Source organism: Pantoea sp. ACRSC (genome assembly GCF_022346785.1).
GTDB classification, from domain to species: Bacteria; Pseudomonadota; Gammaproteobacteria; order Enterobacterales; family Enterobacteriaceae; genus Pantoea; species Pantoea alvi.
In genome coordinates, this window is the sequence record NZ_JAKRNN010000006.1 from 164,883 (window position 1) to 178,453 (window position 13,571).

General features: G+C 53.7%; 9 protein-coding genes and 1 CRISPR repeat array. Of the genes, 6 read left to right on the forward strand and 3 right to left on the reverse strand.

Going from position 1 to position 13,571, the window contains the following annotated elements; all coding sequences use genetic code 11:
- Nucleotides 1-498 precede the first annotated feature (498 nt).
- The 4 genes from pdhR (at nucleotide 499) to lpdA (ending at nucleotide 7,702) form a co-directional block, all read left to right on the forward strand.
- A complete protein-coding gene (gene pdhR / locus MHZ97_RS08940; protein ID WP_033793510.1) occupies nucleotides 499-1,263 on the forward strand; it encodes a pyruvate dehydrogenase complex transcriptional repressor PdhR in 765 nt (254 codons plus the stop codon).
- Nucleotides 1,264-1,395: 132 nt separating this feature from the next.
- The gene (aceE, locus tag MHZ97_RS08945) at nucleotides 1,396-4,062 is read left to right on the forward strand and encodes a pyruvate dehydrogenase (acetyl-transferring), homodimeric type (RefSeq protein ID WP_103793958.1); all 2,667 of its coding nucleotides are present in this window, start codon (nucleotides 1,396-1,398) and stop codon (nucleotides 4,060-4,062) included.
- Between the two features lie 14 nt (nucleotides 4,063-4,076).
- A complete protein-coding gene (gene aceF, locus MHZ97_RS08950; RefSeq protein ID WP_239314365.1) occupies nucleotides 4,077-5,978 on the forward strand; it encodes a pyruvate dehydrogenase complex dihydrolipoyllysine-residue acetyltransferase in 1,902 nt (633 codons plus the stop codon).
- 299 nt (nucleotides 5,979-6,277) lie between these two features.
- Entirely contained in the window at nucleotides 6,278-7,702 is a 1,425-nt protein-coding gene (gene lpdA, locus MHZ97_RS08955; RefSeq protein ID WP_033749657.1) for a dihydrolipoyl dehydrogenase, read from the forward strand.
- A 149-nt stretch (nucleotides 7,703-7,851) separates the two neighbouring features.
- Nucleotides 7,852-10,201: direct repeats of the CRISPR family, unit length 29 nt; unit sequence GTGTTCCCCGCGCGAGCGGGGATAAACCG.
- A 237-nt stretch (nucleotides 10,202-10,438) separates the two neighbouring features.
- Here lpdA and clbS read toward each other — a convergent pair.
- The gene (clbS, locus tag MHZ97_RS08960; protein WP_239314366.1) at nucleotides 10,439-10,945 is read right to left on the reverse strand and encodes a colibactin self-protection protein ClbS; all 507 of its coding nucleotides are present in this window, start codon (nucleotides 10,943-10,945) and stop codon (nucleotides 10,439-10,441) included.
- Between the two features lie 218 nt (nucleotides 10,946-11,163).
- Here clbS and MHZ97_RS08965 point away from each other — a divergent pair, with 218 nt between their 5' ends.
- Nucleotides 11,164-11,349: a hypothetical protein gene (locus tag MHZ97_RS08965; protein WP_239314367.1), complete on the forward strand. Its 186-nt coding sequence runs from the start codon at nucleotides 11,164-11,166 to the stop codon at nucleotides 11,347-11,349.
- Nucleotides 11,350-11,730: 381 nt separating this feature from the next.
- Here MHZ97_RS08965 and MHZ97_RS08970 read toward each other — a convergent pair whose 3' ends face one another.
- Both MHZ97_RS08970 and MHZ97_RS08975 read right to left on the reverse strand, forming a co-directional pair.
- Nucleotides 11,731-12,018, reverse strand: a complete 288-nt coding sequence (locus MHZ97_RS08970) for a type II toxin-antitoxin system RelE/ParE family toxin (protein WP_239314368.1) — start codon at nucleotides 12,016-12,018, stop codon at nucleotides 11,731-11,733.
- Nucleotides 12,015-12,266 (reverse strand): type II toxin-antitoxin system Phd/YefM family antitoxin, encoded by a 252-nt coding sequence (locus MHZ97_RS08975; RefSeq protein ID WP_239314369.1) that lies wholly within the window; start codon nucleotides 12,264-12,266, stop codon nucleotides 12,015-12,017. Before MHZ97_RS08975 ends, MHZ97_RS08970 begins: the two co-directional genes overlap by 4 nt.
- Before the next feature lie 860 nt (nucleotides 12,267-13,126).
- Between MHZ97_RS08975 and MHZ97_RS08980 the strand changes: the two genes are divergently transcribed.
- On the forward strand, nucleotides 13,127-13,465 hold the full coding sequence (locus MHZ97_RS08980) for an HD domain-containing protein (protein WP_239314370.1): 339 nt from the start codon (nucleotides 13,127-13,129) through the stop codon (nucleotides 13,463-13,465).
- The last annotated feature ends 106 nt before the right edge of the window (nucleotides 13,466-13,571 follow it).

Below are 13,571 nucleotides of genomic sequence, written 5' to 3' on the forward strand. Positions count from 1 at the left end.
TTAATTCTTCTGTTGCAGCGCGTGATGGCTGTCAGGAAGTGGTTACAATAACGTACTGATTTATTTACGGTATCAGGCGCCTTCTCTGTAAGCGGATGCTACCCTGGCGACAAGAATAGTGATATGCGATGCGCTTTGCACCTGCTTTCTCTTTTCGTGCTGAGAGTTGACTGAAAAAGCATCGTCGCCATCACACTGCCGCCTGCGCATGTTCTGCCATGAATTGAGGCCAAAGACGAATAAGGTTGTCTTATGGCCAGGGAGGAAATCGCCCTTAACGCCGTGTAAGGTTTGGTAAAAGTAGCGAGATTTAACATCGGCTTCATCGCGCTATTTCTGTTTTTCGGGCGGCAACTTAAGGGCGTGAGGAGGCCGGTATGGCAAGGATTGTGACCGGCGTCATATAGACACAAGGTGAATACTTTGTTACTTTACGGCCAACTTTTTGGAATTGGTATTACCAATTTACTCCGGACGACGGCTTGATAAGAAGGGAAGATGGCTTACAGTAAGATTCGCCAACCCAAGCTCTCAGATGCCATTGAGCAGCAGCTGGAATCGCTGATTATGGAAGGGACGCTGCGTCCTGGTGAGAAGCTGCTGCCTGAGCGCGAACTCGCCAAACAATTTGATGTCTCACGTCCATCCCTTCGCGAAGCCATACAGCGTCTGGAAGCGAAAGGTTTGCTGCTGCGCCGTCAGGGCGGCGGTACTTTCGTCCAGCAGAATCTCTGGCAAAGCCTGAGCGATCCGCTCGTCAGCCTGCTTACTAAGCATCCGGAATCCCAGTTTGATTTACTGGAAACGCGCCATGCGCTGGAAGGGATCGCGGCTTACTACGCGGCGCTGCGCGGCACGGAAGAGGATATCGAGCGTATCCGCCACTGCCACGTGCAGATACAGCAGGCTCAGGAGAGCGGCGATCTCGACGCCGAGGCAAATGCGGTGATGCAGTATCAGATCGCTGTCACAGAAGCTGCCCATAATGTGGTGCTGCTGCATTTGCTGCGTTCGATGGGACCGATGCTGGAACAAAACGTTCGACAGAATTTTGAATTGCTCTACTCGCGCCGGGAAATGCTGGCGAAAGTAAGCGGTCACCGCGCCAGTATTTTCGAGGCGATTGTAGCGCGCGAGCCTGAACAGGCGCGCGAAGCTTCGCATCGTCACCTGGCGTTCATAGAGGAAATCTTGCTGGACAGAAGTCGGGAGCAGACTCGTCGTGAACGCTCCCTGCGTCGTTTACAGCAACGTAAGGAATAACGCGCGGCAAAGAACGCGCGGACATTAACGACGGGCCTGTCTCCTTGTGCTTTGGCGAACCACACAAGCAGAACACATGGAGACAGGCTCCTGACAATTCAACGTATTAGACACAGATAAGGAATACCCCCCATGTCAGAACGTTTACAGAATGACGTGGATCCGATCGAAACTCGTGACTGGCTACAGGCGATCGAATCGGTCATCCGTGAAGAAGGTGTTGAGCGTGCGCAGTATCTGATCGATCAGGTGCTGAGCGCAGCCCGCAAAGGCGGCGTAAAAGTGGCGGCAGGCGGCAACGCCGTCAGTAACTATATCAACTCTATCGCCGTTGAAGACGAGCCGGAGTATCCGGGCAACACGACTCTGGAGCGTCGTATCCGTTCCGCAATTCGCTGGAACGCCATCGTATCGGTGCTGCGTGCCTCGAAAAAAGATCTGGAGCTGGGCGGCCATCTCTCCTCATTCCAGTCTTCCGCGACCATCTATGAAGTGTGCTTTAACCACTTCTTCCGCGCGCGCAGCGATAAAGACGGCGGCGATCTGGTTTACTTCCAGGGTCATATCTCGCCGGGCATCTACTCGCGCGCCTTCCTGGAAGGTCGTCTGACCGAAGAGCAGATGAACAACTTCCGTCAGGAAGTACACGGCAACGGCCTTTCCTCTTATCCGCACCCGAAACTGATGCCGGACTTCTGGCAGTTCCCGACCGTTTCCATGGGTCTGGGTCCGTTGAACGCCATCTATCAGGCGAAGTTCCTGAAATATCTGGAACACCGCGGCCTGAAAGACACCTCTAACCAGACCGTTTATGCCTTCCTCGGCGACGGCGAGATGGATGAGCCAGAATCCAAAGGCGCGATCACCATCGCGACCCGCGAGAAGCTGGACAACCTGGTGTTTATCATCAACTGTAACCTGCAGCGTCTGGACGGCCCGGTTACCGGCAACGGCAAGATCATCAACGAACTGGAAGGCATCTTCGCGGGCGCCGGCTGGAACGTAATCAAAGTGATCTGGGGCGGTCGCTGGGACGAGCTGCTGAAGAAAGACACCAGCGGCAAGCTGATTCAGCTGATGAACGAAACCGTTGACGGCGACTACCAGACCTTTAAATCCCGTGACGGCGCCTATGTGCGCGAACACTTCTTCGGTAAATACCCGGAGACGGCGGAGCTGGTGAAAGACTGGTCAGACGAAGAGATCTTCGCCCTGAACCGCGGCGGTCACGATCCGAAGAAAATCTACGCGGCACTGAAGAAAGCGCAGGAGACCAAAGGTCAGCCGACGCTGATTCTGGCGCATACCATTAAAGGCTATGGTATGGGCGACACCGCGGAAGGTAAAAACATCGCGCACCAGGTGAAGAAGATGAACATGGATGGCGTTCGCTACATCCGCGATCGCTTCAACGTGCCGGTTGCCGACGACAAGATCGAAGAGCTGCCGTACGTCACCTTCGAGAAAGGTTCGGAAGAGTACAACTACCTGCACGGCCAGCGCGAGAAGCTGGGTGGCTACCTGCCAACCCGTCAGGCGCAGTTCACTGAAAAACTGGAAATGCCGAAGCTGGAAGAGTTCAAGGCGCTGCTGGAAGAGCAGAGCAAAGAGATCTCTACCACTATCGCTTTCGTGCGCGCCCTGAACGTGATGCTGAAGAACAAGTCGATCAAAGATCGTCTGGTGCCGATCCTTGCGGACGAAGCCCGTACCTTCGGTATGGAAGGTCTGTTCCGTCAGATTGGTATCTACAGCCCGAACGGCCAGCAGTACACGCCGCAGGACCGCGAGCAGGTTGCTTACTATAAAGAAGACGAGAAAGGCCAGATTCTGCAGGAAGGGATCAACGAGCTGGGCGCAGGTTCATCCTGGCTGGCGGCGGCGACCTCTTACAGCACCAACAACCTGCCGATGATCCCGTTCTACATCTACTACTCTATGTTCGGTTTCCAGCGTATCGGCGACCTGATGTGGCTGGCGGGTGACCAGCAGGCGCGCGGCTTCCTGGTGGGCGGCACGTCCGGTCGTACCACGCTGAACGGCGAAGGTCTGCAGCACGAAGATGGTCACAGCCATATTCAGTCGCTGACTATCCCGAACTGTATCTCTTACGATCCGGCCTACGCCTATGAAGTGGCGGTCATCATGCATGACGGTCTGGTGCGTATGTACGGTGAAGCGCAAGAAAACATTTACTATTACATCACCACGCTGAACGAAAACTACCACATGCCAGCGATGCCGGAAGGCGCTGAAGAGGGTATCCGTAAGGGTATCTACAAGCTGGAAACCGTGGAAGGCAGCAAAGGTAAAGTGCAGCTGCTGGGCTCAGGCTCTATCCTGCGTCACGTACGTGAAGCGGCGCAGATCCTGGCGAAAGATTACGGCATCGGCTCCGACGTCTACAGCGTGACCTCGTTCACTGAACTGGCGCGCGACGGCCAGGACTGCGAGCGCTGGAACATGCTGCATCCGACTGAAGAAGCGCGCGTGCCGTACATCGCTCAGGTGATGAACGACGCGCCGGCGGTGGCATCGACCGACTACATGAAGCTGTTCGCTGAACAGGTTCGCAGCTATGTTCCGGCCAGCGATTACCGCGTGCTGGGCACCGACGGCTTCGGCCGCTCTGACAGCCGCGAAAATCTGCGTCACCACTTCGAAGTGGACGCCTCCTACGTGGTCGTGGCTGCGCTGGGCGAGCTGGCTAAACGTGGCGAAATCGACAAGAAAGTGGTAGCGGACGCGATCGCTAAGTTCGACATCGATGCCGATAAAGTTAACCCGCGTCTGGCTTAAGAGGTAAGAGAGTAATGGCTACTGAAATTAAGGTACCGGATATCGGGTCTGATGAAGTTGAAGTCACCGAAATTCTGGTGAAGGTTGGCGACAAGGTGGAAGCCGAGCAGTCGCTGATCACCGTAGAAGGCGACAAAGCCTCTATGGAAGTTCCCTCGCCGCAGGCGGGCGTGGTGAAAGAGATCAAAATCGCCACCGGCGACAAAGTCGAAACCGGCTCGCTGATTATGATTTTTGACGCAGAGGGTGCAGCGGCAGAAGCTGCGCCTGCGGCGGAAGAGAAGAAGGCCGAAGCCGCTCCGGCGCCGGCGGCCGCCTCTACCGCAGCCAAAGACGTTAACGTGCCAGACATCGGCGGCGACGAAGTTGAAGTCACCGAGATCCTGGTGAAGGTCGGCGACAAAATCGAAGCTGAGCAGTCGCTGATCGTCGTTGAAGGCGATAAAGCCTCAATGGAAGTGCCTGCGCCGTTCGCCGGCACGGTGAAAGAGATCAAAATCGAAACCGGCGCGAAAGTCAGCACCGGCTCGCTGATCATGGTCTTCGAAGCGGAAGGCGCAGCGCCTGCCGCTGCCGCGAAGCCGGAAGTGAAAGAAGCGGCAACCTCGGCACCGGCTGCAGCCGCGGGCGCGAAAGAGGTTAACGTACCGGATATCGGCGGCGACGAAGTGGAAGTCACTGAAGTGCTGGTGAAAGTCGGCGACAAAGTGGAAGCCGAGCAGTCGCTGATTGTGGTTGAAGGTGACAAAGCGTCTATGGAAGTGCCTGCGCCGTTCGCGGGTACCGTCAAAGAGCTGAAAGTTTCCACCGGCGATAAAGTGAGCACCGGCTCGCTGATCATGGTGTTCGAAGTAGAAGGCGCGGCGAAAGCCGAAGCGCCGAAGCAGGAGGCTGCACAGGCTTCGGCTGCGGCAAAAGCTGACGCGCCTGCCGCTGCTGCACCGGCTGCGCCAAAAGCGGACGCGAAGGGCGACTTCGCTGAGAACGACGCCTACGTGCACGCGACGCCGGTTATCCGTCGTCTGGCGCGCGAATTTGGCGTGAACCTGGCGAAGGTAAAAGGCACCGGTCGCAAAGGTCGTATTCTGAAAGAAGACGTTCAGAGCTACGTGAAAGAGGCGGTGAAGCGTGCGGAAGCGGCACCGGCTGCTGCTGCCAGCGGCGGAAGCCTGCCTGGCCTGCTGCCGTGGCCGAAAGTGGACTTCAGCAAGTTTGGTGAAGTGGAAGAAGTGGAACTGGGCCGCATCCAGAAAATCTCTGGCGCGAACCTGAGCCGTAACTGGGTGGTTATCCCACACGTTACCCACTTCGACAAAACCGATATCACCGATCTGGAAGCGTTCCGCAAGCAGCAGAACGCCGAAGCCGAGAAGCGCAAGCTGGACGTGAAGTACACCCCGGTGGTGTTCATCATGAAAGCGGTCGCTGCCGCGCTGGAGCAGATGCCGCGCTTCAACAGCTCGCTGTCAGAAGATGCGCAGCGCCTGACGCTGAAGAAGTACATCAATATCGGCGTGGCGGTTGATACGCCAAACGGCCTGGTGGTTCCGGTCTTTAAAGACGTGAACAAAAAAGGCATCACCGAGCTCTCTCGCGAGCTGATGGCGACGTCGAAGAAAGCGCGCGACGGCAAGCTGACCGCCAGCGATATGCAGGGCGGCTGCTTCACCATCTCCAGCCTTGGCGGCCTCGGTACGACGCACTTCGCACCGATCGTCAACGCGCCGGAAGTGGCTATCCTCGGCGTCTCCAAATCGGCGATGGAGCCGGTCTGGAACGGCAAAGAGTTTGTGCCGCGCCTGATGATGCCGATCTCGTTGTCCTTCGACCACCGCGTGATCGACGGAGCTGATGGTGCGCGTTTCATCACCATCATCGGCAATATGTTGTCTGACATTCGCCGTCTGGTGATGTAAGCACAATCAAGGCCGGCAATCGCCGGCCTTGTTGTAAAAGATTCGTGGCATCGCGGTTTGCAGTTTGTTAACAATTCTGTAAACTCTTGCGGTGATAAATGTCCCGGTGGAGCAAAGGACATCGTGAGCCTGTTTCGTCAGGCGTACCTGGCGCAGTCAGTTGTTGACGCCCAGCGCGCAGAACCCGCAGCGTACTCAAGATACGCAAGGCGTCGCGCACTGCCCGGATGCAAGTGGCCGACCAGCCTGATGAGAAGCGCTCTACGTCTGACCCGCCGGATCACAACTAAGAGGTCATGATGAGTACAGAGATTAAAACCCAGGTCGTGGTACTTGGGGCTGGTCCTGCAGGTTACTCTGCAGCCTTCCGTTGCGCTGATTTAGGTCTGGAAACCGTACTGGTAGAGCGTTACAGCACCCTCGGTGGTGTCTGTCTGAACGTAGGCTGTATCCCGTCAAAAGCGCTGCTGCACGTTGCTAAGGTGATCGAGGAGGCGAAAGCCCTGGAAGAGCACGGCATCGTGTTTGGTCAGCCCTCTACGGACATCAACAAAGTCCGCACCTGGAAAGAGAAAGTCATCAACCAGCTGACCGGCGGTCTTGCTGGCATGGCGAAAGGTCGTAAAGTCAAAGTGGTTAACGGCCTGGGCAAATTCACCGGTGCAAATACTCTGGTTGTGGAAGGAGAAGGCGGCGCGACCACCATCAACTTCGACAACGCTATTATCGCGGCTGGCTCTCGTCCGATTACGCTGCCGTTTATCCCGCACGACGACCCGCGCGTATGGGACTCTACCGATGCGCTGGAGCTGAAAGAAGTGCCAGAGCGTATGCTGGTAATGGGCGGCGGTATCATCGGTCTGGAAATGGGTACCGTTTACCATGCGCTGGGTTCGCAGATTGACGTGGTTGAGATGTTTGACCAGGTTATCCCGGCAGCCGATAAAGATGTGGTGAAAGTATTCACCAAGCGCATCGCTAAGCAGTTCAACCTGATGCTGGAGACCAAAGTCACCGCGGTTGAAGCGAAAGAAGACGGTATCTACGTAACGATGGAAGGCAAGAAAGCTCCAGCTGAACCGCAGCGTTACGACGCGGTGCTGGTGGCGATCGGCCGCGTGCCGAACGGTAAAGGTCTGGACGCTGGCAAAGCGGGCGTGGAAGTGGACGACCGCGGCTTTATCCGCGTCGACAAGCAGATGCGTACCAACGTGCCGCACATCTACGCTATCGGCGATATCGTCGGCCAGCCGATGCTGGCGCATAAAGGCGTGCATGAAGGCCACGTGGCGGCAGAAGTTATCGCCGGCATGAAGCACTACTTCGATCCGAAAGTGATCCCGTCAATTGCCTATACCGAGCCGGAAGTGGCGTGGGTTGGCCTGACTGAGAAAGAAGCGAAAGAGAAGGGCATCAGCTACGAGACGGCGACCTTCCCGTGGGCGGCTTCTGGCCGTGCTATCGCCTCTGACTGCGCTGACGGTATGACCAAGCTGATTTTCGATAAAGAGACGCATCGTGTTATCGGCGGCGCAGTTGTCGGCACCAACGGCGGCGAGCTGCTGGGTGAAATCGGTCTGGCGATCGAGATGGGCTGCGATGCGGAAGATATGGCTCTGACCATTCATGCGCACCCGACGCTGCACGAGTCGGTTGGCCTGGCGGCTGAGATCTTTGAAGGCAGCATTACCGACCTGCCGAACCCGAAAGCGAAGAAGAAGTAAGTTTCTTTTGCTGAGATAAAAAGCTCCCGAAATGGGGGCTTTTTTTTCGCCTTGTGATTACTGGTTCGCTTGGGTAAAGTTTGGGCTGTCAGGCTGGTAGAATTAATAGTGCTGGAAAAGGTATTATAAATCAGTGGCATGGTTTTAGAGTGTTCCCCGCGCGAGCGGGGATAAACCGTGGTTTTCTGGAGTGGCGGATCGATAGTTTGGGTGTTCCCCGCGCGAGCGGGGATAAACCGTTGACACTCGCGATATACTGGGCAACTACTACGTGTTCCCCGCGCGAGCGGGGATAAACCGAACGGTTCCTTTATGGCGTCATTCTTTTTTAAGTGTTCCCCGCGCGAGCGGGGATAAACCGGGGCTCAGGGAAACAAAACAGAACGCGGAAGGGTGTTCCCCGCGCGAGCGGGGATAAACCGCCTGGCGCAAAAATCTGAGGTGAGTCGTCATGGTGTTCCCCGCGCGAGCGGGGATAAACCGACATAACCTGTAGGCGGGATATTAATTGAATTGTGTTCCCCGCGCGAGCGGGGATAAACCGCAAATTGAACCATTTGCGGGAATCCATAGTTAAGTGTTCCCCGCGCGAGCGGGGATAAACCGTCAGCCAGGCAGACTTCACGGCCGATCAGAAAGTGTTCCCCGCGCGAGCGGGGATAAACCGGGGGCCGGTGGAACGGATCTCATCATCATTACGTGTTCCCCGCGCGAGCGGGGATAAACCGTCCCCGAGGACGACGAGGACGGGCTCGTTATTGTGTTCCCCGCGCGAGCGGGGATAAACCGCCCGGATGATGTTTACGAGCTTCTTGCAGCCAGTGTTCCCCGCGCGAGCGGGAATAAACCGCCCGCTCGGCATTCAGGACCAAATACCAGGCCGTGTTCCCCGCGCGAGCGGGGATAAACCGCGCATGCGTGATGCGCTGTTGCACTCACTTAAGTGTTCCCCGCGCGAGCGGGGATAAACCGGGTCGCGTGCTTTAGCCGTGTGGTCGTAATGTGTGTTCCCCGCGCGAGCGGGGATAAACCGTTTTTTGAGATATTTGATAGTTTCGAGTTTGAGTGTTCCCCGCGCGAGCGGGGATAAACCGAAATTCTCAGTCAAAAAATTGAGAACGAGGCGGTGTTCCCCGCGCGAGCGGGGATAAACCGGGCGAGTAACCGACATCTGTTGAGATTCGCATGTGTTCCCCGCGCGAGCGGGGATAAACCGAATTTCCAGAGGATCGGCGCTATTGCGCGCGCGTGTTCCCCGCGCGAGCGGGGATAAACCGCGAATTAAACAGGCTGCGCATTTTCAGATAATGTGTTCCCCGCGCGAGCGAGGATAAACCGGGCGCCGAGACGGCCAGCCACAAAGTCAAATAGTGTTCCCCGCGCGAGCGGGGATAAACCGAGCGCAATCAACCCCCAGACCGGGGCGGAAATGTGTTCCCCGCGCAAGCGGGGATAAACCGGGCGTGGCGGCAATGTATCCGGCGGTGCTGCTGTGTTCCCCGCGCAAGCGGGGATAAACCGACGTGCCTAACGTATATCTCCAGAAACCGCCAGTGTTCCCCGCGCAAGCGGGGATAAACCGGGGTCATGATGTTAGTTCCTGCACCAGTCGGGGTGTTCCCCGCGCAAGCGGGGATAAACCGTTCCGCGTCAGTATCAATCGGCTACTACTACAGTGTTCCCCGCGCAAGCGGGGATAAACCTGGTAGGAACCCTGCTGCTCTCGGTACGCGTGCGTGTTCACCGCGCAAGCGGGGATAAACCTGCACGTAGGCGTCGTTCTCAGCGAAGTCGCCCGTGTTCCCCGCGCAAGCGGGGATAAACCGGCACATGCTCATGGCTTTGTGATGCTGGCTTTGTGTTCCCCGCGCAAGCGGGGATAAACCGCGGTGTCCGTCGAATCAATAAACGCCCGTTGTGTGTTCCCCGCGCAAGCGGGGATAAACCGGCCTTTCTGCCTGGATGACGCCGGATGAGCTCGTTTTCCCCGCGCGAGCAGGGATAAACCGACAACTTGCCTGAGGTCGGTGCGGCCGAACGCGTGTTCCCCGCGCGAGCGGGGATAAACCGCGTTTATGAAAGCGGTAATTGCGGACGCGACGGTGTTCCCCGCGCGAGCGGGGATAAACCGTGGCGCAGCCGCGCGCCGGTATCGTGCTGCCACGTGTTCCCCGCGCGAGCGGGGATAAACCGAAGGGGCAGGGTGACAGATGGTTGCTGGATGAGTGTTCCCCGCGCGAGCGGGGATAAACCGTCTGAAAATCGCTGTACTTTTTGTAAGCAGCAGTGTTCCCCGCGCGAGCGGGGATAAACCGAGTACCTTCCGCGCAAGATGCTTCACGTCACTGTGTTCCCCGCGCGAGCGGGGATAAACCGCAGATACCCTGTAGCAGCGCTTCAATCGCCTGCGTGTTCCCCGCGCGAGCGGGGATAAACCGTTGAAACTTCCATCGTATCAGCCTCTTTACATGTGTTCCCCGCGCTAGCGGGGATAAACTGCAAGAGAGAATACCGTGAGACAGCATTCCGGATATTCCTGCAAGTGCGGGGATAACCTTACCGGAGCCAACAGGCATGAAATATTCTTTTATCTGCAGTTCGGTCCTCTACCAGTGGTGCTCTGACACGAAATTGACAATATAAAAAACTCGAAGGAAAATGAGGTGTTTTTATTTGATTTAAAATCCGTAAAAGAAAAAATTAAATCTCAGACCAAATAAGCCAGCCCTCAACCTATTACAGTATTTTTTTCAGCTTGTTTAATCGCCCTGAAGCATTTTTATAAGGTGAAGCGGTATTAAATTGAATCATACGCCCTCGGGTCCATTTATTATACCAGGGGTGGCCGTAAAGCTCGTCGTTACTGAATTGCTCAATCAATGCTACGATCTGCTGCTTGTTTTCCTTTAGCCGTGTCAATAAGACCTCATACTCCGTGATATCCTCATAGTCGCGATAGAATTTCTGTGCTAAACGCCCCAATTCATTCCATTTATAGCCATCCTCAGGAAAAATGATAGTGTTGCCCTTTGCCTCTTGGTTATGCCAGTGGAGTACAAGCTCTCCCCAGCCAATCAGATAGGAAACCAAATTCGCCACGCTGATCGTAGTCCCTTTAGTGTGCCCTTCTAATAGAGGTTCAAAGGCGAGTTGCGGCGCAATAGATTCTAACTTTCTATTTAATAAACAAAAGTTACTGTTAATGGCTTTAATTAACTCATCTTTTGATTCTGGTACAGCCATATATTACTCCCTGTATAGTTACACAACTATTTCTAACCTGCTATTTCGAGTGATTCAACCGTCTGGTTCACAAAACCTGCTACCTGTTCGAACGGCTTATCGACAAAAAGGATCTGTAGCGGGAAAAACAATGCCCCATGTCTATTGTGAGTTGAGTTTTCCACGCACGGGTGTAGAGCCGGTCTATGGAGTATTCAGTTCTCGGTAGGATGAAACCAATGCAAAAAGTAAATACAGTGGCATTGGATGTAATACTGAAAAGGCTGGAGAGCCAGTTTGGAAAACTATCTTCGATAGGCCGTCCAGGTGTGGAAAAGGTAAAACTTCAGACCAGCCGGTTTGAAGATGACGCCGCTAAAAATATGATGATAGATCGTCTGAAAAGTATTCTAAAAGGTGAGTAAAAAGCTACCGATACTGACAAGGGGCTTTTAGACACTAAATCAGAGAGCTGAACGTTATCGTGCTTTAGGCGAATCAGATGGCGTAGCTCCTTCTGATAAGGGTAGTATCTGGAATAGTCCCCATACTCCCACAGTTGAAGATGATAAGTTAAGCAGCGAACAATCTCATATACCTTTTCTGACATCCATGAGATTCAGTTCTTCCCTGCGTCTATGGGGAACAAGTAGTTTTAAAATCCGTGCACATTAGTAACGCCGGTTCATCCCCACGCCCACGGGGAAAACTATAATGCAATTGAAATATTTAAACGCCACTGCTTCTGAGTTGTCCATTGGGACTGCATGCAGTCTAAACAGAAAAAAACACTTGTGAGCTTTTCATTATTCGAGTCTTTTCTTTGCCGCGCCGTAAACACTACTTCGCTCTCGGATCCCTACGGCTATTACTTCAATCACTAACACACCGTCGAGGACTTTATAAACCAGCCGGTATCCAGCAGCTCTCAGCTTGATTTTGTAGCAGTCACTCATTTCGCGGAGCTTGTTCTTCTCCACCCTGGGATTTTCCTGCAACTTCTTTAGCTTCTTGACGAACATGCCGCGGATGGTCGGGTCCAGCTTCTTCCACTCCTTCAACGCAGTTTCTTTGAACTCAACCCTGTATGTCATGCGTAGTCGTCCAGATCTACCGGAATACTGGCTTCGCCTTCGCGTGCGCGTACGATCTTCGCCAGCTCGATATCTTCCAGCATGTCCATCATGACCTCATACATCGCCGGCGGCACACAGTAGAATGCCGGTTCGTTGCGGTTCAGGATAACAACAGGCTCCCCCTGACCAGCAAGGACGGTAGCCATTGGGTTTTTCTTTAGTTCAGAAATGCTGGCTGTAGTGTTGGCGTGCAGATAGTTAGGCATATGAAACCTCTTAAGAGTGCTTTAAGAAAACCTTTTAACTGGTTTTATTGTAGCTCTGCGTCTGAAAGATTGGAACCTCAACGCTGAATTTGTGCGCGTTATTAATCACAGCCGACCACTGCGCCAGGTTCGGCTACACTGAACTGGAATACCCCAGGCGTTGCGCTGAGTTTAATCAGGAAGCCGCGAGTGCATAAGAGTCGGGAAAAACCAATATCATTTTAATGAAAGCCATTTCTGCTCACAGATGGTAAAAGTTAATGCTTTTTCATAGGGATAGTTTATTCAGGAAGGATCGTCACCTGTTAATCTGTAACACGCTCAGCGCAAGATTATCTACAAAAAGCGGCGATAGCTTATTTAACAGTAATATAAAATATTTGCATGCATTATTATTTTCAGTTTTAGCAGTATATATCGGCTGGTAAGCAGGATTTTTTGCTTTTTATGTAAGGGCGAGCTGGATAATTCTGATGCTGGATAAAAAATAAACTTATGCTGTAGGTATGTAACGTTCAGATGCTGGATCCTCAGGGGCCTTGGTTGAAAACTATCTTGTCCTCTTTCCCGATTAAAAAACATATTTAAAATCAGTGGTTAGTGTTTTGTCTGCCCATTCCGGTGAGGCGGGTCGCGGCCTGTTCAGTTGATATTGATCAAGTATATACGACTTAAGTGCGTGTATAAATTGAGCCCTCATCTACCTATTATTAGTTAAATGATAATCTTATCTCTTCAGGTAAGTTTAGAGTTTTCTGAAGCCTGAATAAGGTGGTGTTGAGAGTTAACTCCGTCTTAGATTGCTTTCGTTCAGGCCGCTCTGATTAATAAATTAATTTCCAATAACATATAGGGAAACTATGGCTCCCGATAACGATGATTTTTACCACTACTGGGGAAAAAGTAGTAAAAATTCCGATGCCGAAAGTGATCCTTATCATCTGTTAGTCTGGCATTCGCTGGATGTCGCGGCATGCGGCTATATCATGGTCAAAGAAAACAAATATGGTTTTGCTGATGTCCTGGCTGAGCTTGGCCTCACCGGTGATGACGCGGCAAACTGGATTGCCTGTCTTTTTGCCTGTCATGATATAGGGAAATTCGCCCGAGCCTTCCAGCAACTGGTCTCCTGGCCCGGTTCGCCTCTGGTTCCGCCTGCCAGCGGAACAACTTATTCTGTCCGAGGCTTTGTTGAATAAATCAGCTTCAGGACGAGTGACTCTGTAGCTGACCGGGTTTTCAGGCAATACGCACGCTTTCTGGCATACCAGCCTTCGTTATTTTATTCAGCGCACGCACCATGCC

Coding starts and splice junctions, on each gene's coding strand:
- pdhR (WP_033793510.1), top strand. CDS start 499: ATGGCTTACAGTAAGATTCGCCAACCCAAGCTCTCAGATGCCATTGAG.
- clbS (WP_239314366.1), bottom strand. CDS start 10,945: ATGGCTGTACCAGAATCAAAAGATGAGTTAATTAAAGCCATTAACAGT.
- MHZ97_RS08970 (WP_239314368.1), bottom strand. CDS start 12,018: ATGACATACAGGGTTGAGTTCAAAGAAACTGCGTTGAAGGAGTGGAAG.
- MHZ97_RS08965 (WP_239314367.1), top strand. CDS start 11,164: ATGCAAAAAGTAAATACAGTGGCATTGGATGTAATACTGAAAAGGCTG.
- aceE (WP_103793958.1), top strand. CDS start 1,396: ATGTCAGAACGTTTACAGAATGACGTGGATCCGATCGAAACTCGTGAC.
- lpdA (WP_033749657.1), top strand. CDS start 6,278: ATGAGTACAGAGATTAAAACCCAGGTCGTGGTACTTGGGGCTGGTCCT.
- aceF (WP_239314365.1), top strand. CDS start 4,077: ATGGCTACTGAAATTAAGGTACCGGATATCGGGTCTGATGAAGTTGAA.
- MHZ97_RS08980 (WP_239314370.1), top strand. CDS start 13,127: ATGGCTCCCGATAACGATGATTTTTACCACTACTGGGGAAAAAGTAGT.
- MHZ97_RS08975 (WP_239314369.1), bottom strand. CDS start 12,266: ATGCCTAACTATCTGCACGCCAACACTACAGCCAGCATTTCTGAACTA.